25 protein-coding genes are annotated in these 18,796 nt (G+C 35.2%); 2 read left to right on the forward strand and 23 right to left on the reverse strand.

Going from position 1 to position 18,796, the window contains the following annotated elements:
* Nucleotides 1-521: 521 nt before the first annotated feature.
* Nucleotides 522-809, reverse strand: a complete 288-nt coding sequence (locus Megvenef_RS01675; RefSeq protein WP_322776272.1) for a hypothetical protein — start codon at nt 807-809, stop codon at nt 522-524.
* 194 nt (nt 810-1,003) lie between these two features.
* Between Megvenef_RS01675 and Megvenef_RS01680 the strand changes: the two genes are divergently transcribed.
* Together Megvenef_RS01680 and Megvenef_RS01685 are read left to right on the forward strand one after the other, a co-directional pair.
* On the forward strand, nt 1,004-1,315 hold the full coding sequence (locus tag Megvenef_RS01680; protein WP_322776273.1) for a hypothetical protein: 312 nt from the start codon (nt 1,004-1,006) through the stop codon (nt 1,313-1,315).
* 4 nt (nt 1,316-1,319) lie between these two features.
* Nucleotides 1,320-1,952: a phospholipase D-like domain-containing protein gene (locus Megvenef_RS01685; protein ID WP_322776274.1), complete on the forward strand. Its 633-nt coding sequence runs from the start codon at nt 1,320-1,322 to the stop codon at nt 1,950-1,952.
* Here the strand turns inward: Megvenef_RS01685 and Megvenef_RS01690 are convergent.
* The 22 genes from Megvenef_RS01690 to Megvenef_RS01795 form a co-directional block, all read right to left on the reverse strand.
* A complete protein-coding gene (locus Megvenef_RS01690; protein ID WP_322776275.1) occupies nt 1,839-2,393 on the reverse strand; it encodes a hypothetical protein in 555 nt (184 codons plus the stop codon). The genes Megvenef_RS01685 and Megvenef_RS01690 overlap by 114 nt on opposite strands.
* Nucleotides 2,394-2,397: 4 nt before the next feature.
* Nucleotides 2,398-4,125 (reverse strand): portal protein, encoded by a 1,728-nt coding sequence (locus Megvenef_RS01695; protein ID WP_322776276.1) that lies wholly within the window; start codon nt 4,123-4,125, stop codon nt 2,398-2,400.
* Between the two features lie 32 nt (nt 4,126-4,157).
* Nucleotides 4,158-4,532: a hypothetical protein gene (locus tag Megvenef_RS01700; RefSeq protein ID WP_322776277.1), complete on the reverse strand. Its 375-nt coding sequence runs from the start codon at nt 4,530-4,532 to the stop codon at nt 4,158-4,160.
* Nucleotides 4,532-4,753 carry a hypothetical protein gene (locus tag Megvenef_RS01705; RefSeq protein ID WP_322776278.1) on the reverse strand — a complete coding sequence of 74 codons (222 nt, stop codon included), beginning with the start codon at nt 4,751-4,753 and terminating at the stop codon, nt 4,532-4,534. The genes Megvenef_RS01700 and Megvenef_RS01705 overlap by 1 nt, the downstream gene beginning before the upstream one ends.
* Before the next feature lie 4 nt (nt 4,754-4,757).
* Nucleotides 4,758-4,949 carry a hypothetical protein gene (locus Megvenef_RS01710; RefSeq protein ID WP_322776279.1) on the reverse strand — a complete coding sequence of 64 codons (192 nt, stop codon included), beginning with the start codon at nt 4,947-4,949 and terminating at the stop codon, nt 4,758-4,760.
* A 67-nt stretch (nt 4,950-5,016) separates the two neighbouring features.
* Nucleotides 5,017-5,328 (reverse strand): hypothetical protein, encoded by a 312-nt coding sequence (locus Megvenef_RS01715; RefSeq protein WP_322776280.1) that lies wholly within the window; start codon nt 5,326-5,328, stop codon nt 5,017-5,019.
* Nucleotides 5,329-5,350: 22 nt separating this feature from the next.
* Entirely contained in the window at nt 5,351-6,718 is a 1,368-nt protein-coding gene (locus Megvenef_RS01720; protein ID WP_322776281.1) for a hypothetical protein, read from the reverse strand.
* Nucleotides 6,718-6,864, reverse strand: a complete 147-nt coding sequence (locus tag Megvenef_RS01725; RefSeq protein ID WP_322776282.1) for a hypothetical protein — start codon at nt 6,862-6,864, stop codon at nt 6,718-6,720. The genes Megvenef_RS01720 and Megvenef_RS01725 overlap by 1 nt, the downstream gene beginning before the upstream one ends.
* Before the next feature lie 23 nt (nt 6,865-6,887).
* Nucleotides 6,888-7,568, reverse strand: coding sequence for a hypothetical protein (locus Megvenef_RS01730; protein WP_322776283.1), 681 nt, complete (start codon nt 7,566-7,568; stop codon nt 6,888-6,890).
* Between the two features lie 22 nt (nt 7,569-7,590).
* Complete coding sequence (locus Megvenef_RS01735; protein WP_322776284.1) at nt 7,591-9,543, reverse strand: hypothetical protein; 1,953 nt, start codon at nt 9,541-9,543, stop codon at nt 7,591-7,593.
* 10 nt (nt 9,544-9,553) lie between these two features.
* Complete coding sequence (locus tag Megvenef_RS01740; RefSeq protein WP_322776285.1) at nt 9,554-10,597, reverse strand: patatin-like phospholipase family protein; 1,044 nt, start codon at nt 10,595-10,597, stop codon at nt 9,554-9,556.
* Entirely contained in the window at nt 10,597-12,060 is a 1,464-nt protein-coding gene (locus tag Megvenef_RS01745; protein WP_322776286.1) for a terminase large subunit domain-containing protein, read from the reverse strand. Before Megvenef_RS01745 ends, Megvenef_RS01740 begins: the two co-directional genes overlap by 1 nt.
* Before the next feature lie 331 nt (nt 12,061-12,391).
* Entirely contained in the window at nt 12,392-12,811 is a 420-nt protein-coding gene (locus Megvenef_RS01750) for a hypothetical protein (protein ID WP_322776287.1), read from the reverse strand.
* Between the two features lie 154 nt (nt 12,812-12,965).
* A complete protein-coding gene (locus Megvenef_RS01755; protein ID WP_322776288.1) occupies nt 12,966-13,454 on the reverse strand; it encodes a DUF5681 domain-containing protein in 489 nt (162 codons plus the stop codon).
* A gap of 96 nt (nt 13,455-13,550) precedes the next feature.
* On the reverse strand, nt 13,551-13,763 hold the full coding sequence (locus tag Megvenef_RS01760) for a hypothetical protein (RefSeq protein WP_322776289.1): 213 nt from the start codon (nt 13,761-13,763) through the stop codon (nt 13,551-13,553).
* 72 nt (nt 13,764-13,835) lie between these two features.
* Complete coding sequence (locus Megvenef_RS01765; protein WP_322776290.1) at nt 13,836-14,048, reverse strand: hypothetical protein; 213 nt, start codon at nt 14,046-14,048, stop codon at nt 13,836-13,838.
* An 8-nt stretch (nt 14,049-14,056) separates the two neighbouring features.
* Entirely contained in the window at nt 14,057-14,617 is a 561-nt protein-coding gene (locus tag Megvenef_RS01770) for a hypothetical protein (protein ID WP_322776291.1), read from the reverse strand.
* A 25-nt stretch (nt 14,618-14,642) separates the two neighbouring features.
* A complete protein-coding gene (locus Megvenef_RS01775; protein ID WP_322776292.1) occupies nt 14,643-16,295 on the reverse strand; it encodes a DEAD/DEAH box helicase in 1,653 nt (550 codons plus the stop codon).
* Nucleotides 16,279-17,517 (reverse strand): hypothetical protein, encoded by a 1,239-nt coding sequence (locus tag Megvenef_RS01780; protein ID WP_322776293.1) that lies wholly within the window; start codon nt 17,515-17,517, stop codon nt 16,279-16,281. Before Megvenef_RS01780 ends, Megvenef_RS01775 begins: the two co-directional genes overlap by 17 nt.
* Nucleotides 17,514-17,735: a hypothetical protein gene (locus Megvenef_RS01785; RefSeq protein WP_322776294.1), complete on the reverse strand. Its 222-nt coding sequence runs from the start codon at nt 17,733-17,735 to the stop codon at nt 17,514-17,516. The genes Megvenef_RS01780 and Megvenef_RS01785 overlap by 4 nt, the downstream gene beginning before the upstream one ends.
* Nucleotides 17,732-17,944: a hypothetical protein gene (locus Megvenef_RS01790; protein WP_322776295.1), complete on the reverse strand. Its 213-nt coding sequence runs from the start codon at nt 17,942-17,944 to the stop codon at nt 17,732-17,734. The genes Megvenef_RS01785 and Megvenef_RS01790 overlap by 4 nt, the downstream gene beginning before the upstream one ends.
* Nucleotides 17,937-18,497 (reverse strand): hypothetical protein, encoded by a 561-nt coding sequence (locus tag Megvenef_RS01795; protein ID WP_322776296.1) that lies wholly within the window; start codon nt 18,495-18,497, stop codon nt 17,937-17,939. The genes Megvenef_RS01790 and Megvenef_RS01795 overlap by 8 nt, the downstream gene beginning before the upstream one ends.
* Between the last annotated feature and the right edge of the window lie 299 nt (nt 18,498-18,796).

The following is an 18,796-nucleotide window of genomic DNA, read 5'->3' on the forward strand; positions in this document are numbered from 1 at the left end:
AAAAAATGAATGTGCGGTGATTTATTTTTGAAATTCTTGAAATTATATCAAAAATTTAGAGTTTTGACGGAGAGACTACTTAAAGAAGAAAAACTTAAAGGATTGGAGTAAAATCTATTTACAAGAGCAGGCGTCGATAGCTCAAGGTAAAAATAATGAGTCTTAGAAAAATATGTTGGCACATATTATAATCCGATTTTCGGTCAGATTAAGATGTCTAAACATCTAAAAAGGTATTCCTTCAGCGGTATTAATTATCATGGAATGCTCACTTGGACGTAAGGTAAAGCTCATTACGACTCATTACGAACGAATAATTATAATTAAAAAAAACCAATTATTGATATTGTGGTCTTACTTTCCATAATATCGATTATGTAATCTATATTATGTACCTAAAACTAAAGAGGCCTACTGTGTTGATATATCATATTATCGACATAGTTGGTCTTTTGTTTCACGTAAAAAGAAGTTTATAACACCCGTTTTATTTTTGCAACCAATTATTTAACTAAATCGCATTATTTTAAATACAAAGCTATAAACTGAGCTACCATTGGAGCTATTAATAACCCCAAGACAGCAAACAGCATAGCTTTTATCCAGCCTAGCTCGGTTTTTACTTGAGCTATTTCACCTTTTAGTTCAGTTTTTACTTGAAATAAGTCTGATTTAAGCGCTCTAATATCTTCTTTAGTAGCTAAATGATCGCTAGAGGTATTTATAGTTTTTACTATAGCTTCTGCCATCTTTTTTGATGCGCCAGCTTCCACCATTTTTTCAACTGCTTCGTGCGTATCTAGTATCATATATTCAACTTCTAGTTAGAGCTTGATTTTTACTTGCAACATACCTAAACACCAGTTATCATATGGCTTGTACGTTGCTTGCATTTCTAGATGCTAATACTAAAAATTCATCCTGTCAACAGGAAAAAATAAAAAATATTGAATTTATTTCATTTGTATATATAATAGAACTTAAATAATTTTAAGTTACAAGTATGACTAATATAGATAAAAAACAAATTTCACAAGCGATTGATTCATATCCATTGCTTACAAAGAATGCAAAAAAAGTATTGAAAGTACTTGTTATGTTTGATCAATTAGTATCCGCTGAAAGCTTAATTACTACTTCTTCTTTATCAAAACAAGCGGTATACCCAATATTAAAAAAATTACATTCTATTGGTATGATAAATAAAGTAAAAAAGGAGAGTACATATTATTTATTCGAAGCTAATAAAACAAAATTATCTGAAATAATAGATTTGTATGTAAAGACAGAAAATATAAAAAAGCAAAACGCATAAGTCCGTGTATAAATTCATCCTAACAATCTTTTTTGTGTTGTACGGTTTATTGGTTTCTGCTAACCAACCGACCGCTGCTGATGCTATGGCTGATGCGTACATAAGGTCTATGATCACTAACCCTCGTAATGAGGGGGAGATTTTAGCAAATTCTCTTAGTTCTGGCTTTGCAGGAGGTCTTAAAGCTCATGAAAATCAAAAAAGACAAGACGAATTATTAGAGCTAAGAGAGTTAACTCGAAGAAACGCTGAACTGTCTCTACAGCTAGAAAACCAAAGGCTTGAGGAGCAACTCTTAAAACAACAAGAACATCAATCACATTTACAAAAAAAGAAAAATTCTCAAGAAAACAAGTCTTTTTCTATGTGCTTCACCCCTCCTGAGCAATGTGGGGACGTGATAGTAAATCATATTAATCAGGCAAAACAAAGTATACGTATTCAAGCTTACGGGTTTATTTCTGGGAAAATAATAAAAGCATTAATAGAAGCTAAAAATAGAGGTGTGAATGTTGAAATTATTTTAGATCGTATTATCGTACAACTTCTCTCCCATAGACATTATTTTATCTATGGCAACCTCTCCAGACTCTTCTTGCAAGTAAATTGCCAACTTTTCTTGCTCCTTAACATCTAATAGAGGCCAGAAGTAAAAAAATGCGTTATATTTTTCTTCTGCATTATCTATTTTGGCATATTTTTTGAATACAGAAAATTCATGATCAAGCTTATCTTTTGCAGTTTTAAATTTTGCTTCTTCAGTTGATGGCAAATCAACAGTATCATTTTCGTTATATTCAAAATATGAAAGTACACTATCTAGGTCATCTTTTGTTAATACCTCATCTTCGCTAAGCTTCTTTTTTGCTTCACTTTCGTAGTCTATTTTAGAATCTACTTTTGCATCTTTTTCAGGAGTATTTAACTCTTCTTTAGATTCTTTAGTTTCAATTGGAGTATCAGGTAATTCTTGTGAGTTGCTTTCATCGGCAACAGTTACCGATGTATCGGGAGCACTATCATTGTTTGTAAAAATATTTGCTAAATTAGCAAAGTTTGTAGTTGTAGTAGTTTCCATTTTATTACTCCTCATTAACGTTTTCTTGCGATTCCATTTGACCGCTTAGTATTCTTAGGTACTCTTCTGATAATTCGTTATATTTCCTTAAACCTAATTCTTTTAAAAACAAAGGTGAAGACATCGCAAAACCTGGGTTATTTGAATTTAATAATTCTGCAAATTTACCCCTTTCTTCTTCTATTGAAGAGTTAAAATTAGGCACGACATCAGTGTAGACTTCAAAATTAATCACTGAAATTATATCATCTAATGTTGTTAAATCACTGTGTCCGTCTTTATAATAATTAAAAGTATATTTGAAATCTTTAATCCCTTTAATTGTATCCAATAATAATTGCCCTTCCGATAACAATAAATGATCGTAAGCCATATTTAGCGGATTTTGTACTCTTGCTGAATTTGCTGCTCTCTGCTGTATTGCCACACCGCTAACGGCATTAGTCTGATTACCTTTTAATTCATCAAATAAATAAGTAGATTGTTCAAATTCAACATCTATTCGTTGCAATAAATTAAAGAAGTGAGGTAATGTTTGTTCTGGTGTATACAACTTTGCATCTTGGGGATTTGCGGAAATAATCACAGCGATTTTTTGCTGCAATTTTTCAATCCACTTTGCTTCAGTACCTTGCTCATCAGCAGTAATATTACTAGAAATTAATATTTTCTGATCAATACCATGTATAGTTTTTGTCCAAATATAATTTAAAGCTTGAGATAGCGGAATTAAGTTATTGACCACTCCATAGGGCATTCCAGTGTAGTCTCTTCTTAAACACAAAGGAAGTAATGGAAAATGTTTTTGATTAGGTACTTGTTCTGCAATAGCTCCGTGTTCTAACAGCATGCTATCACAAAATACTCCTTTAAAAATTTGTGTACCTTTACGTTCTAATATCGTTTCTTTAGCTTCCGATTTATTAAGTGCCATTTCTTTACTAAAGGTACAGAATATTTGTTCTAAAGGAATTTGGTCTTCACCTGGAATTATTGTAGTTGCTTCGTAGTAATCCGCTTCTGCTTTATAATAGACCTCAACTATTCTAATTGTTCTACCTTTAGTCCATAAACTATTATCGGTATCCCAATTATATTCATCAGTGTTGGAAGATGAATTTATGTTAACCTTATCTACTAGCTGTTCAAGGAATTCTGCATATTTTGGATAACGCCTTTTTAAAACAGGAACGGCAACAAAATAACTATGGCATACAAAATTTGATTGCTCTAACCTAGGAGAAGAATCATCTGGATCCCAGTATACTTCTCTCGGATCAACGTAATCATAAAAGAACTTACCCTCTTCGTAACCAAAATGAGACCATCCTACCCCTCCGATTAAAGCGGAAGTATACTTTAACGAAGAGTAAAAAGAGAAATCGCCCTGAGTTTGAATAACATGAGCCATATAACTCAAATACTCCGCCAATCTCTCGTTTAAAGGTAAATCTGTTGTGGATTTAAAACCTATTCTTTTGTTTGACTGAATTTGTAAACTTGAATAAGCATTAATTAGTGGTTCTATTCTATTTATTGTATAAGGAGTAGCTTGTATGGTTTCAAGTTTCTGTAACACCTCCTGACTCCACTGGTCACCACAATAATATTTTAAATTATTTAAATACTGATCTAACCATTTCTTGCGCAGATTACTATTTCTGGTGTAATCCCAATAATCATTTAGGTCTTGCAATATTTTTTGCTGCCCAATGTTAAGCTCCATTGTCATAATTATTACCTCGCATTAATAATTTAGATAGATTAATAATCTACAACCTCATTTTCTTTATACCCACTAACAACGCATGAAAATTGTTTAGAGAATCCGTCTGAATAGCAAATTAGATTGTCTCCGTCTAGCATGCGATGCTCTACAACTTCCGCTGTATCACCGCATATTACGGATAATAAATCAACGCTTTGATTGGGTAAAACCAGTCTATTAAAAGTAAGAAAAGCATCTTGTATTGGGCTTTCTAGTAGTGCTATTACTTCCAATGTCACCCTTATATTTTCGTTGGTTATATTAGTACAACGAACTGATTTGATTACAGCATTTCCATCAGCACTATATAACGGAGTTTTAGAATCTGCCAAATCTTTAAATAATATTCTAATCGGCGTTATAAAATTCACTATTCTACGCCTATTATCAAATCTATTGTATCTTTAAATTCAACGTATCTTGCCAGAAATATTTTAGTCTCTTCGCTGGAAATACTTTGTCCTTGAGCTCTAAGTTGTAGTATTTCACTAATAACATTCTTTATAAAATCTGCTTTTAACGATACATTAGCTAATAAAACAGCTGAATCGCACAACATTTCGTGTTGAGATATACGACTAATATTTTCCATTTTTTTAACCTATTATTTTTTCTAAGGATGCAATTTGTTCTTTAATGAGAGCAATGTCATTTAAAACAATAGCTTTACGCTCTGGAGTAGCGATTGTTTCATCTCCAGAAAAATAAAGAGCACTGTCGCTGTATAAAGCTTGAACGTATTTAGGTAAAACTTGGATAATTTTGGCTGGGTCTAGATTTTCATTCATAATAACTACCTCGCATTGTTATTTTTTATATTATATAAGAAGCTTAAAGATATATCTTAGTATATTTTTAAGTAGTTGGTGTAATTTTTGCTAAACACTCTTTTATTTTAGTAATATCATCTTCTGTCTCTTTTATAGATTTATTGGCAGCGGAAAGTAAACTTACAAGCCTTGGGTCATTAGTATCAATGCCGCCTCTAAAAATACTGCCCGCCCAATTCTGAACATTTTGGCTATCTATCATAAACCAAGAAACATACTCAAGAGCTTCATAATCCATTGGCAACATAGTATTTATAGTATTAATCTCGACTGGTGCTACTTGCTCAGGCTCTTTATCATCAGGCAAACTAGGACTTATATTTTTGATTTTTGACATATTTTTCTCTCTTTAAATTAATTTATATTTCTTCAGCGATAAACCATGCCGCCGAATTATAGTCGCTTGAACCTCGTATATAGCCGACATTACTAACACTGTTTATCTTTAATTCAACCCTTGTAGTATTTGAAACCATAATTACAGCGGCGACTACCCCGCCTGAAAAGTAATTAGAAGAAGGATGCCACCAAGTAGTAACCCCCCCTATGGGGCTATTAGTGTCAGAGTTATGCCATCTCAGACCTAAATAACCTGATGTGGATGTAAAATCTGCGGTGGATAATGAGGCTAAAAGTTTATATGATTTACCAGCACTTAAAGTTATACGACCTATAGACGCTGTACCTATTGAATTACTATATGCGCTAGATGTATCAAGAACTATTGAAGTTCCCTGATAGTAGTAAAAGCTACCAAATTTTATGTGATCGCTTGTAGTTATATTAGTATTATACATTGGACTTAAATAACCATGCATAAAAGATTTTATAGCTCCTGTGCCGCCTGATTGATTATCCACATATTGCTTAGTCGCACCATCTTGCGCATTAACTGGGTTAGTAAGATTAATTATTCTTTGACTATTTAAGTTTAAACTAGACGTAGGTATAGACATTTGATCAAGTCTATTAGTTCTGACTTGGGTATCAAAATTAGTGACTTGACTAGCTAACCATGTCTTATTATTAGTATATGTTTGTGCCGAAGTCAAAGTAGTTGCGTCAGCACTATCCATCTGCCCTTTATTTACTACATCACTTGAAAGAATAGCATTGCCCAAGTTAGTTATTCTATTAGTATTCATCGAAATTGAACGATAAAAAAGAAATACGTTAAGTGTTTCTGAATGCGCAAATAATCTGTCAAGAGTTGAATTGCTATCTCTATACAACGAAAAAGAATCACCTATACTATCACTATATTCATAAGAAAGCTGATATCCTTTATATGTTTGAGTATTGGGGATCTTCTTTGTTATATTTAACTTTAAATTACCAACTGTATCAAGACTTGTTGAGACCAGATTAATTTGATTGTTTGCTGTATTTTTTACAAAACTACCTTCCTTATTAAAAACCAAGGAATCCGTTACCTCATCATAGCCCCACAAAGGCGTAGCTAATCCAAATCTATCATACTTCTCAAAGTTAAAGTTTCCAAACGTTCCTGTAGTAGACAATGAATGATTAAACCTAAAACCTTTCATAGCAGGAGTTAAAAACTCAAATGTAGAATTAGCATTTACATTTAATATAGGTGTAAACCAATTTATTAAGGTCAACGCACTATCGCTTTCTCCTGAACTTGGATCTCTATTAAAATTCAACAACTGCCTGTTGCCAAAAATATCAATTTCAGGAGCTATACTTTTTAAAAATAACGGCATTATAAAATCTCATCATTTAAAATTTGTAAAAGCGTGTATACATCCTCATCAACTTCACCTGCTTTATTAACATCATCAACAGTTGCTAAAGTAAACCAGTTAAATCCATCATGAAATTCAGGTCTTCCTATTGGTTTTTGTTTCATTTTAAACTCTCATTATCATAAAACTATAACGAAGTATTAAATCTAAACATTCCTGTAGTTGGAGTAACAGGACGCTGCACAGTTGTTCCAGTTGGAATAGTTACTGAAGCTGTACCGGGTAAAACAGGATTAGAAGCAATACTAATTGTCGCAACTCCAGCAGTCACGCTTACAGCAATTTGATTTGTTGTACCTAGAATTGAAGTAAAAGAATTTTGATCTGTTTTAGCAAAAGTAAAACTATCTGTACCGACAGTGGTTACTATAGATGTTAACATCCACAAACTTGCTGTAGATAGCGTACCACTAATAACAGATACAGTATCCCCTCGCACTGTTTGTGCTACTGAGTCATAGTCTGTAGTTCGTGTTAATATCCAGTTTGTACTGACAGAACCAATATTGGTTACTGTGTATATACCATTTTGCAAAGCGGTAGCTTGATCTTTTACTAAAACTCTATTACCAACAACCAAAGTTACGCCATCAATAACAAGAGCTGCTTGAGTACCTGAATTAGTTAAAGTTGCTCCAACTCCTGCTGTACCATTAGCATAAATAGCAGTTAAATTAGCAGTGGTAGCTACTAAACAAGGCGATACCATTCTAATTGTATTTTGTACCCAGTTTTCAGTAGCTAATGAAAACCAACTATTTCCGTCGTGAATTTCCTGTTTCCCAACAGGAAGGGTTAATTGAGCCATGATCTCCTCGCAGATATAGATACTAAATTTCTGTATTATATCTTACCATACCTACTTGCGAATTGCTAGGTCTTTCATTAGTATTTCCAACAGGGATTTTTATTGCTCCTTTGCTTAAGAACTTTACATCTTTTTGGAAATCTACTGTTTCCTCAAAATCAGCATAGTTATTAAATTTTACATTTTTATAAAAAGAAAAATTATTATAATCATATTCAAAAATAGTACTCTTACTATCCCACCCATATTTATTTGATGTCCATGTACCGATAGTTCTTGTTACATCATACAAACCAAACTTTTTAGGAAATCTATAATCATTATCACTGCTAGATTCATTATGAAAATCAGGTATACTAAATATAAACCCTTTGTATTTAGCCGTAGGATTGGGAAAAGGCCATATATGATATTTATTCTGGTATCCAAAAAGGCCAATATGTAATGGTGCAATAGGATCATCAGATCCTATATGATCTCCACCACTATCCCAAGAAAATAAACGTAAACCAGCTTCTGCTTTATTCTCGCTACCTCTTCCTGTTGAATCAAACCATAAAGTACCATGCCCTCTATCGTCTGAACTATAACCAGATGGAAACCTAAACTCATAATCACCAACGGCATTATGCCCTTCATCATTTAAATCAGCTGCTTTCCAAGTATTTTTTACATTTAAAGTCTGCCCACGAATATAATCACCATAAGCTTTACCCCCTACTGCAACACCTATAAAACCAAGAATTGTACCTAGAATATCTAAAGCTACTACGCCAGCTAAGGCAGCTATTTCAGCTTCTACTTCTGCTTCTAAAGCAACTAAAGCTGTTTCGATAGCACTATCTGATCCTATTCTTTCGGCTTTTTCCTCAGCTAAATTTGCAGGAGTAACATAGTCATTAATCAATGGAGTACTCCCTCCTGAGGCAATACTAACTACTCCTAGACTATTACATTTTAATATACCGCCGAGTAGTCCACTTATAGAGGATAAGGCTTGAGAGTAAGGAAGGTTATTATCAGGAGTCTGCAAAATATAAGTAGCATTTTTATCGGCTATACCTGCCTCGGATAATGTAACTTCAGTCGGGCGATTATTTACTCCCTGCCAAATCTTACCAGTAGTTAGATTAGTTAAGTTCTCAATAGGCACTTTATCAATTCTACTAATCAACTTAGATATATCTTGCCCTTGATCTTCTAATAATGGTCTAATTAAAGCTAATTGCATGTTAGCAATAGGAGCTGATACATCAACGTAATCTTTGCCTGCAATGGCTCTTGATAATGTACCGCTGCCGTTATTAACTGTATTTTTTAATAATCCTGTCTCTAAAGCTCCAAGAGATTGAGCTTTAGTAAAAGTATAACTCGTTCCAAGTCCGTATAGTTGTTTTAATGGTTCGGGAATAAGATACATTTTAGGATTTTCCCAAGAAAACTCTACTGTAGAACTGCCCACAATAAAATTAGCATTGTCAAAACGCTTCATTATTTGCGCTGCTCTCACTTGCGTCATTGCAAGAGAGGACGATACATCCGTACCTACAGGATTACCTAAGGTATCGTATTTTGTGGCGTAAATTTGAGGTAAGAATGGTCCTGACATTACCCAATCAAAAGGAGATAGGTAATCGAACGTAGGATTTGGAATTCTAAAATCACCTATAATAGGACTAAGTGGGTTGGGGAATAATGCCTCTGATAGACTAGGTAGATTTATTATTCCAATTTGTAACCGCTCGATTGGTGCATTAGTATCGTCACCTATCCATATTCTATTATGATCTAATTTTTTTAATTCTTCAAAATTTCCTATTTTTCTTCGAAGATCGATTATATCTTGTCTTATATCAATTAATATCGGTGAAGGTAAGCCAATACCGTATTTATCACCTATAAGGATATAGTCTTTACCAACTTTAATTCTACCTGTTACGGGAGATATGAAATTATATAATAAGTCGTATTTCACTTCGTGATACTCATGCTGTCAAATGTGCTAATATACTGGATATGTTATCGCTTTCGTTAACATAATGAGTATCAATTAAGTTAGCAAGCTGTGTAAACCACGCAGCGGTGCTGTTATCCATCTCATTAGGAAAATCTGCTGGAAATTTAGGTTGAAACTTATAATAATATACATCTTTAGCTAATCTATTACTTAAATAATCTAAATAGTACCTACTCCACTCTTCTGCGCCCGTCATAGCAATATTCATTATGCCAAATAACACCTCCACAGCATGTGCAGTACCAGTCGAAGAACCTGATCCGTCAAAACTCATATTCCCTATACCAGTTCCTACATCAACTATTACTACTCGTGTCGCATTTGGCTTTACGGTCATACCAATATTTATCGCCGCAAGTATTGGATCGTTAGCATATAACCCGCCATCAATATAATCATGACCATTGAACGTATGAGCTGGCAAATAAATAGGCGCTGCTGAAGTAGCTCTACAAACATTTACTATACTTTCCGTCTTTCCTATAAAATAAGATGGGTCATCAAAATTGGAGAAGACAACGTACCTGTTCATGTCTTGCTCAAAAGATGGGATTACAATAGGAGTTTTAAGGTTAGCTAATGTACTTGTTCCAAAATTATCTACTAGAGTCTGGTGCAGAATATTGCTACCATAATTTGAATCTTCATAAGCTGATTTATAAAAAGGATCGTTAGTAGCGATCAATCCTATTTTTTGTAATGCATTCGGTCTATTTGAATCTTCGCTTGAATTATGACTGCCAGACGCTACATCAGTTGCCGTCCTAATGGTAAATATCCTTTTTGCTTTCTGTAAAAAAAAACTTTCCATCTCATCGGGAGTCTTGCCGAAAGAATAACCACAAGCTAATATTCCTCCAATAGAAGTACCACACATAACATCAACATATTTCCAGAAATCAGCTTGGGGGATTCCCCATTGATGCAGAAACTTTTGCATGAATCTATTAGAACCATAACCTTTAGCACCTCCACCTGGAAAACTAAATATTCTTATTGTATTTTTATCCATTAAAACATTGCTACTTTACGTTGATAAGAAACTGTATTTTTTGTTCTAGCCAAATGCAATCCGTCTAACATCACAAACTCTAAAGCGTTCATTAGGTGGTCATTGCCTTTTTCAATTTTTCCTTCTTCATTTCGGCAATACATACGCCACTCATCCAAGAACTTACGACAATTTCCAAACACTTTAAATCTGCCCGTTCTAATACGCTCTAACACTTTATCTACAGCAAGCTCTTTAGCATACTTACCAAGTACTATATTCATTCCAACCGCTTTGTACTCATCAAGCAATCTTACTCCATCACGTTGACTGCCTTGATTAACTGCTGGATCGCAAACACCCATCATCCAATTACATCCCATAGGTAATAAATGCCCTGCATGTTGACTAGCTGTCAATCCGCTAATGGAATATTCGCCGTATATATAAACTATGTCTTGGTCTCTATCTATTGCCAAAAACACAACTGCCGTGGGGGCAAAAAAGCCGACATCCATGCCGTATACTTTTGCCCAATGATTTGGTATTTCAAATATTTCTGATGTAGGAATAACAAACTCAGATTCTGGCACTTGATATACCAAGCCAGTTCCTACTGTAGGTATCCCCTTTTCTCTAGCTTCTAACTCATGAGGTTTTAACGTTAAACGCAAACGATCTTTAGTTTCTTGAGCGAGATAAGGGTTATCGTCCCAAGTTGCTTGTATATAGTATTTGCCGTTAGTTATTGTTTCAGGAGTGGTTTTTATAATGTCATCCTTCATTAATTCGGCTAAGGTTTTTGTTTCATTTTCCTTGCTTGTTTGCTTGGCAGATCTGTACTCCAAAAAATAAGCCATTAGCTGAGTATAGCCTTTTAGCGGGGTCATAGTAAGAATGAGCCTACCTTGACCTTTTCCATCTACATTGGATAATCTAATTTGACATTCAAGGAACACATCGTGAGGGGCTTCTTCGTCTAAATGGATAAGGTTGCATCTAGCTCCTTGAAACTTCTCTCTACCTTGTTTGTATGACTTGAAATATAAGCTAGATATACCACCGCTCTTGTGCTTAATATGCACAAAGTCTACAGCTCCGTTAACACCAGCAAGCATCGCTTTTTTGAGTATTAAATCAGAATGAATAAGACCGTCAGTGAACCCGTTGTCGTGAGAGTATCCACCGAGTAATTTATATTGTAATACGTTTCTGGTGATCTCATAATTCTCGGAAGCAACCCAACATACTATTGGATGATCAAATCTATGTCCAGTCCACCAGTTAGGGTAATTTCCCGTGAGATGCATGGCGTCCTCAATACAACCGCAATAAGTTTTACCTGTTCTATTACCAGCTAGGAATAATCGCTCTTCTGCGTTTGCTCCCGCCTCATGAAATGCATGTTGCTTCTCTGACGCTTTATAGAACATAAAACGTTTTTGATATTCTGGATTGAGTTGCTGTAAAATGTCTAGATCCATTATTTATTCCTCGCAGTATGGGGATATTATAACACGAGAAAGTTTTTGTTGCAAAGTAAGTTAATAGTGATTAGACTTTTAGTAAGTTCTGTCTTACATGATTACGTTCGTACCATCGACTAATCTAAGACAGAACGCTCCCCTTTTTTGAAAATTCCCATAAATTGATTAAGAAAGAACTTGGCTAAAAACGATTACATAACCTACCTTATGGAAATTGTTGCGGGAATACAACGGGTTTTAGAGAGCAAGTATTAAGGAATTAACTTAAGTTAATTACCGAGAGACAACCAAATAACTAGTATTAGTATCGTTATAAGTATAAGGTAAATCATACTTCTTCTTTATCCTTTAATTTTTTCTCATAGTTTAATGCATCATATATTTCGCTTCCTGTTTCATTTTTAAAGAATTTTTGTGTTTGAATAGATAGTTGATAAATTGCAGATACTAACTCGGTATTTCCTGCAATTTCTAAACTTCTTAATAATCCTTCTTGATTTTTTGATATGAAAGTTATCATTCGTAAAACCAAATCCAACTGGTCACGATCATCATTGTTATTGCTGGTAAAACCAAAAATTTTGTGTCTGCCATCTCTCATCAATAATAAAGTAGATCTGTCAGCGGTGTCAGTATTAATCTCACTCACTATTTCTAACAAAGAAGCATTATCTCTTATCGATCTATATCCTACAGTTTCTTCTCTTTTGTAAAGCAATTCATGTTTTAATTCTTCATAAGTCATCATGGTTCTCCTTGTATTATCTTTTTATTCTTTAGTTAATCTATAGCTTCTTTGATATTAATTAAACTTAATCACTCGTAAATTAGTATAATTAATAATATTATGATCGCAACTATCCACAACCCAATCATTTTTTTACCTACTATAATAATTTACTTCAACTAGCATTAGCTTCATCAACCATTGTTTTAATTGTTAAAATCTGTTCATCACTCAGTTTCTCAAATGGGTTAGCTTTAAGCTTACCAAAATCTTCTGCTAATTTAATGCTGTTCAATGTTTTAATAAGATTGTGGATTTCTTCTCTCGATACTTGCTCTTCTTCAAGTAACTTGTTAGAAAGTTGAGTAACAATTAAACTGATATCATTTGTACCCTTTATACTTCTTACTATTCCTTCGGTACTCACTTCATTTAACCACTCTTTTTTAAAAGGCACTAGCTCTTTAAAGAATATCTGATGCGCCCATTGCTCACCTAAATCCATATGTTTCCGTAAAGTCTTGTAAGCTGAATCTATATCTTTGCTCGCCTTTTCTCTTAGCTTGAGAGATGCAGCTTTCAGCTTAGTTATTGTGCCTTTGGCACGTCCTTTAGGATTACCGCTTTCGCCCTTTTTAAAACTTGTTTTCTTAACTTTAGTCATATTGTATCTCAGTATATCCTCGCTTATACTTTTGGAATTTCACCTGCAAATTACCTGCTATTAGCAGGTGAACTATAACAGACTTGCTTTAAAATACTAATAATAAGGATCTTCCAAGTTCTGTAATGCTATCATACGCTTATTTTTAGCAAATAATTCCTTAAACCTATGCAAAGCTATAAGTCTATCACAAGCTACACCTGATTTAGCCATCTTTATATCGTCTTGTGATTCCTTCAAACGTTTAGCTAACGCTTCAGGCGTGTCTTTACGACCATATTTGCTAATGCTAGCTGAGGTTTCTTTCATTCCACTACCTATCATCTTTATCGATCAAACAAATCACAGCAATAAATAACATTGTAGCTATTATCATAAATGTTATCCTATCTTCTCCTCTACTATTGCCCACTCAGTGTTTAAAAACTCCGTTTCATCAAGCATGTAGGGGTCTTCATATGCGTATTCTATACCACACCAACAAGAAGTGTATATCTTGCCAGAATGAATACAAAAAAAACGACCTTTCTCCCAATCGGGTAATCGTACATGATTACCTTTTTTCATTTGTTGAACTGCTTCTATAAAATTCATACTTCCTCCTAAAATGGTACATCTAATGGTATATCTTCCGCAGCTAGCGCAATAACTGGATTTTCAAACCTCATGAACGTTTGGTATTCAGTATGATCTGGAGTTATTGCAGCCGTGACTTTGTTTTTATCTCCGTGTTTGCCGCTCTTGTCTTCTTCAATGCCGATCTTTACTACGCATCTTAAATTATCCAAGGCTTTAAAACTACTAAACTTACGTGCTTCCTGTGCTTTTGGTGAATCATCCGTATGCAAGATATTGTTTGCCGATTCAAGTATACCACGAATTAGCGAACGACCCATATTGCCCCAAATATCTTTGCCATCCTGATCTTTCTTAGTTCCTTCAATACCGATTAGCTGGGATATCTTGCAATTGCGGTATTTTCCGTACGTAATAACAAATGAAACTTTTAAACCGACTGATCCAGTCGTATTGTTTCTTGTTAACGTTCCATCATCACCATAACCACCAGAACTAACTTGAATAATAACGGGGGCTATAGTTCCTGCTGGAATCATACTAAATTGTGGTTCTGCATTATTGAAATCATAGTAGTTTTTAGTCATAGTTTATTCTCCTTGTTTAAATTAATTACGCCACAAGCCCTATTGCTTGCAGCTCCTTCCTTGCCTTAAATTGAAATGATAAAAGCATTGACGCTTCACCTTTCGATACATGCTGATAATGTTTTGGTAGATATTTTAGCTGCTTCTGGGTAGCTGGCTCATTCCTCATTTCAACAGTCTTTTTAATCCTGAATAATCCCTCATTTCTCTTCATAAAAGAATTAGCCATGTTGAACGCTTTCTTAAAGTTCGTACCTTGGTAGATTGTATCTGCACCATCTTCGTTAGTCTCACCGACAGCAAGAATCCATTCACCGTCTTTCTCACTTAAAGAACACCAGAATTTAAACCCATTACAGTAAAAAGTATTTGTAGCTGGTTTTACCCATTGGACTTCTGATGATTTTAGTAAATCTACAAGTATTACATCAACTTTCTTTATTTCTTCTATGATTTTTGCTTCATGTACATAACCGCACAATGGGCATTTCATTGCACGTGCTGGTATATCTCTTTCGCAACCTTTACATATTTTTGTCGCTTCTTCTTTCTTAGCTCTTTTAGCAGCTTCTTTTTCTAGTTCCACGTCCTGTTCTAAACAGCCATGCAAGATACTGGAAATACCGAAGTCTAGTACTACGCAATCGTGCTTAACAATGTTTGGATAGATACTTGGATCAATAGTTCTCAATCCCCGACCTATCATCTGGATCATTGTTGATTTATAGGATGATTGACGCAGTAACACTACGCATGATATTGGCGGAAAGTCCCAACCTTCAGTTAGTATTGCTACATTAACCAGCACTTGAATTTCTCCACATGCTAGTTGATGCAACGCAAACTCTCTTTCTTCTTTTGTAAGCTCCGACGTGACAACATTAGCTCTTATTCCTTGATCCATAAAAGCTATCGCAACATGCTTTGCATGAGCTATGGTAGAACAAAATATTACAGTTTTTCTATCCCCAGCTTTCTGTTTCCAGTGATTAATCACCTCATCGATAATAACGGCTTGATCTAAAATTTCTGCCATCTCACTCTCACTGTAATCGCCAGTGCTTTTCTTTTTCAAAGCCAATAGTTTTTCCTGAGCAACATCAACAACGTAAGTAACTGGCTTTACCAAATGGTCGCTATCGATAAGCTCGCTTAAGAAAATCTGATCTCCGCAGTTAGTAAATATACGACCTAAACTACATTTATCGCCTCTTTGCGGAGTGGCGGTAATACCGAATATTCTAATGGTAGGATTGATTTCTTGCACCTGTTTGATAATTTTCTTGTAACTTGCGGCCGTTACATGATGCGTTTCGTCTATCACTAGCAAATCTAAGTATGGAATGCTCTTTAACGGCTTTTTGTTTGAAAGAGTCTGTACCATGGCAAATACTACCTGACCGCTCCAGTTTTTTTCTTCAGCATTAACTATCGAAGTCGTAAGATGCCCATTAACTCTAGTGAATTTATCCATGTTTTGTTCAGTCAATTCCTTGCGATGAGCTAATACGCAAGCCTTAAAATTAGGCGTTTGTTTCTCAAGTTCAGCAATAACCGCTGATAGCATAATCGTTTTACCAGCTCCAGTCGGGGCAACACCCAATGTATTGCCATGTTCAAGCAATGCCTTAACGCTCTTTTGGACAAACTCAGTCTGACGTTCACGCAGCACTATCATGATCTTCCTCTGTGTTTTTTGCTCTTATTTCCTCGAATTCGAACGAGTAATCTGGCATTACTTCGTAAAAACTAGTCGTGAATATTTTCCAATGATTCCCCTTTTTATTTCTTAAGCTATCGATTACATAACCAGACCCCTTAAAAACTAAGGTTTTTTGGTCAAGCCTCTCTTCAACCTCAAGCTCATTGAAAATCCATTTTAAATCCCATCGGTCAACTTCCTGTTCATAGCTATTCATCATCTTCTCCCGTACCTCTTGCCAAAGTTTACTGGAAGTAGGTTTTAGCAGTATTTGCATTATGGTGATCTCCTCTGCTTGGATTATTTCCGCTTCGATTATTTCGGTTGTGGCGTAGCTGTCTATTACGTTTTCCTCTGTTGGGCATTCTTCGGGAATAGACGTGATGAGCAGGTTTGTCATTACCGAAAGTTCGTGTATAGCCATAAGTCCGCTACCACTGTCTCGGTGTCGATGAGAAGCATAATGCTCTAGCTCCTCTGCTGACCCCATAGCTGTTGCTTCGGAAACTGTAGTTAGTTGGTTAGGGAAAACGTTAGCCTCAGTACGGATCTCTTCTCCAGCTTGGTGGAGAACCAGATCGCTCGCTAGCTCCGCAAGAGAGCTAGTAGCGAGTGAGCTAGGTTCGATAGTTTCTTCTTTTATTTTATTTTCTTCTTTAGTAGAAGATATAGAGCTGTAAGCTCTATCTTCTACTTCTTTAGTATCCTCTTCTATCTTTATATAAGTGGAAATTTTTTTCGACTCGACTGGAGATTTTTTTCGAGATGATTCACCATAAAAAGTCTCTGGATTGGTAGCTCTTTCGTACCCGTCTTTAGTGAATTTTACGAGATAACCATAAGTCTTTCTTTTGCCATGAAAATTCACGCAGCTATGGTAGGTAGAATCTATAATATCACCTATTTGTCCTAACAAATTTGCGTTTTGCTTACTAGAGCTAACTTCAGTGATTTCCGATAAAAACTTATGATCTACAAACTCCTCCTTATTAGGGTTTTTTAAGATCATCCTAATCAGGTTTACAGCTAAGTTTCTTGCTTTTAGCGAAATACTTCTATTACGATCTTCATGTCTTGTAACGTACTGCAAATCTCTATAGATATTATCTGAGATCCTCTTACGCCTTTGCGTCTTCTTATCAGCATAATACAAACGAGACGGACTTGGTTTACGGAACTTTAAAACAGCTGCTTTCATGCTTCCCTCTCTTTTTTTAATTTCTCCTCGTTGATGAAATCGACTAATTTCATTAGTTCAGCATCCGTCAAATTACCTAAATGTTTCTCGCATCGATCCTCTCTTTCTGCGGCAGACTCCGCTAAAGCTCTTGCGTCCCATACAAAAATATCTTGGTTAGTTTCTCCAGCTTCAATCGCTCTCAGTACCCGCTTTGCTATCTTGTATAAGTCAGTCATTCTCTTCCCTCCCAATTCGTTAATTTGGTGTACATCAACCCCAAAACGTTATGCTTTATATCAAAAGAGCAATACGCCAAATCCTTACTAACTTCTGAGTCTCTAGGTAAGCTTTTTGCAGTTCGGTCAGCCAGTGTTATTACCGCATCTATTGCCGTCATAATTTTTGTGTAAGCTTCACGCTCCTGCTCGGTTATTTTCCTATGCATGGTAATATTCCCCGCTAGGTCTCAGGTTGGATACGTGTAAGATTTCTTTGCACTGCTCACTAACTTTTAGCGATGCCGAAAAACATATATGCTTGCCTGGCAATAGCCATTCACACCTCTTTATTGAGACTCCCTTTAAAAGAGCAGTACATTGCTTGAATCTAATTGTCCCGCTACGGTTATATACGTCTTGAAAATGTAGCTGAATAACAGGCTCTACCTGATCTAGAAGCTCGCACTTATGTAGCGTTGCAAAGAACGTCATGCACTCGTTAGTCTCTGGTTCTAAGGGGCGTATGAATAGATGAACACCTTGTTTGTATCCAGTAGAGCGATATAGTTTTTCAATAAGTTGTGTATTTGTAAGAGAACGAAGATGCCTAGTAATAGTGCGGGGTGATTTTTTCAGCCTATACGCCCAATCATCTTTTTTAAAAAGACAAAAGCCGTCAAGGTCTTTTTCTTCTTCATTTATGTGAATCCATAAGTATTGAACTTGTGGTAATATGTTTTGTTTTGAAAGATTATTTAAGGTTTTTTTACTTATTTGCATAGTTTGTCAAAAATAATTGTTGACAACCATGTAAAAGATATGATATTCATTAGGACAAGCATGTCCTACAGGCTAAATTGCCGTGAGGCTTCCTAGCTCTAGGTATGTACTACAGCCTTCCTCGCAGATCGCCCCGTAGAGCATATCAAGGCTGTAGGACGTGTTATAGAAATTTACATGCCTTCCACAGCAATATAAAGTCTACCATAATATCGATTATGTAGTCTCTCCGTCAAAACTCTAAATTTTTGATATAATTTCAAGAATTTCAAAAATAAATCACCGCACATTCATTTTTT

This window comes from Candidatus Megaera venefica (assembly GCF_034554655.1).
GTDB lineage: Bacteria > Pseudomonadota > Alphaproteobacteria > Rickettsiales > Rickettsiaceae > Megaera_A > Megaera_A venefica.

Coding starts and splice junctions, on each gene's coding strand:
- Megvenef_RS01675 (WP_322776272.1), bottom strand. CDS start 809: ATGATACTAGATACGCACGAAGCAGTTGAAAAAATGGTGGAAGCTGGC.
- Megvenef_RS01680 (WP_322776273.1), top strand. CDS start 1,004: ATGACTAATATAGATAAAAAACAAATTTCACAAGCGATTGATTCATAT.
- Megvenef_RS01690 (WP_322776275.1), bottom strand. CDS start 2,393: ATGGAAACTACTACAACTACAAACTTTGCTAATTTAGCAAATATTTTT.
- Megvenef_RS01695 (WP_322776276.1), bottom strand. CDS start 4,125: ATGACAATGGAGCTTAACATTGGGCAGCAAAAAATATTGCAAGACCTA.
- Megvenef_RS01705 (WP_322776278.1), bottom strand. CDS start 4,753: ATGGAAAATATTAGTCGTATATCTCAACACGAAATGTTGTGCGATTCA.
- Megvenef_RS01710 (WP_322776279.1), bottom strand. CDS start 4,949: ATGAATGAAAATCTAGACCCAGCCAAAATTATCCAAGTTTTACCTAAA.
- Megvenef_RS01715 (WP_322776280.1), bottom strand. CDS start 5,328: ATGTCAAAAATCAAAAATATAAGTCCTAGTTTGCCTGATGATAAAGAG.
- Megvenef_RS01720 (WP_322776281.1), bottom strand. CDS start 6,718: ATGCCGTTATTTTTAAAAAGTATAGCTCCTGAAATTGATATTTTTGGC.
- Megvenef_RS01725 (WP_322776282.1), bottom strand. CDS start 6,864: ATGAAACAAAAACCAATAGGAAGACCTGAATTTCATGATGGATTTAAC.
- Megvenef_RS01730 (WP_322776283.1), bottom strand. CDS start 7,568: ATGGCTCAATTAACCCTTCCTGTTGGGAAACAGGAAATTCACGACGGA.
- Megvenef_RS01740 (WP_322776285.1), bottom strand. CDS start 10,597: ATGGATAAAAATACAATAAGAATATTTAGTTTTCCAGGTGGAGGTGCT.
- Megvenef_RS01745 (WP_322776286.1), bottom strand. CDS start 12,060: ATGGATCTAGACATTTTACAGCAACTCAATCCAGAATATCAAAAACGT.
- Megvenef_RS01750 (WP_322776287.1), bottom strand. CDS start 12,811: ATGATGACTTATGAAGAATTAAAACATGAATTGCTTTACAAAAGAGAA.
- Megvenef_RS01755 (WP_322776288.1), bottom strand. CDS start 13,454: ATGACTAAAGTTAAGAAAACAAGTTTTAAAAAGGGCGAAAGCGGTAAT.
- Megvenef_RS01760 (WP_322776289.1), bottom strand. CDS start 13,763: ATGAAAGAAACCTCAGCTAGCATTAGCAAATATGGTCGTAAAGACACG.
- Megvenef_RS01765 (WP_322776290.1), bottom strand. CDS start 14,048: ATGAATTTTATAGAAGCAGTTCAACAAATGAAAAAAGGTAATCATGTA.
- Megvenef_RS01770 (WP_322776291.1), bottom strand. CDS start 14,617: ATGACTAAAAACTACTATGATTTCAATAATGCAGAACCACAATTTAGT.
- Megvenef_RS01775 (WP_322776292.1), bottom strand. CDS start 16,295: ATGATAGTGCTGCGTGAACGTCAGACTGAGTTTGTCCAAAAGAGCGTT.
- Megvenef_RS01780 (WP_322776293.1), bottom strand. CDS start 17,517: ATGAAAGCAGCTGTTTTAAAGTTCCGTAAACCAAGTCCGTCTCGTTTG.
- Megvenef_RS01785 (WP_322776294.1), bottom strand. CDS start 17,735: ATGACTGACTTATACAAGATAGCAAAGCGGGTACTGAGAGCGATTGAA.
- Megvenef_RS01790 (WP_322776295.1), bottom strand. CDS start 17,944: ATGCATAGGAAAATAACCGAGCAGGAGCGTGAAGCTTACACAAAAATT.
- Megvenef_RS01795 (WP_322776296.1), bottom strand. CDS start 18,497: ATGCAAATAAGTAAAAAAACCTTAAATAATCTTTCAAAACAAAACATA.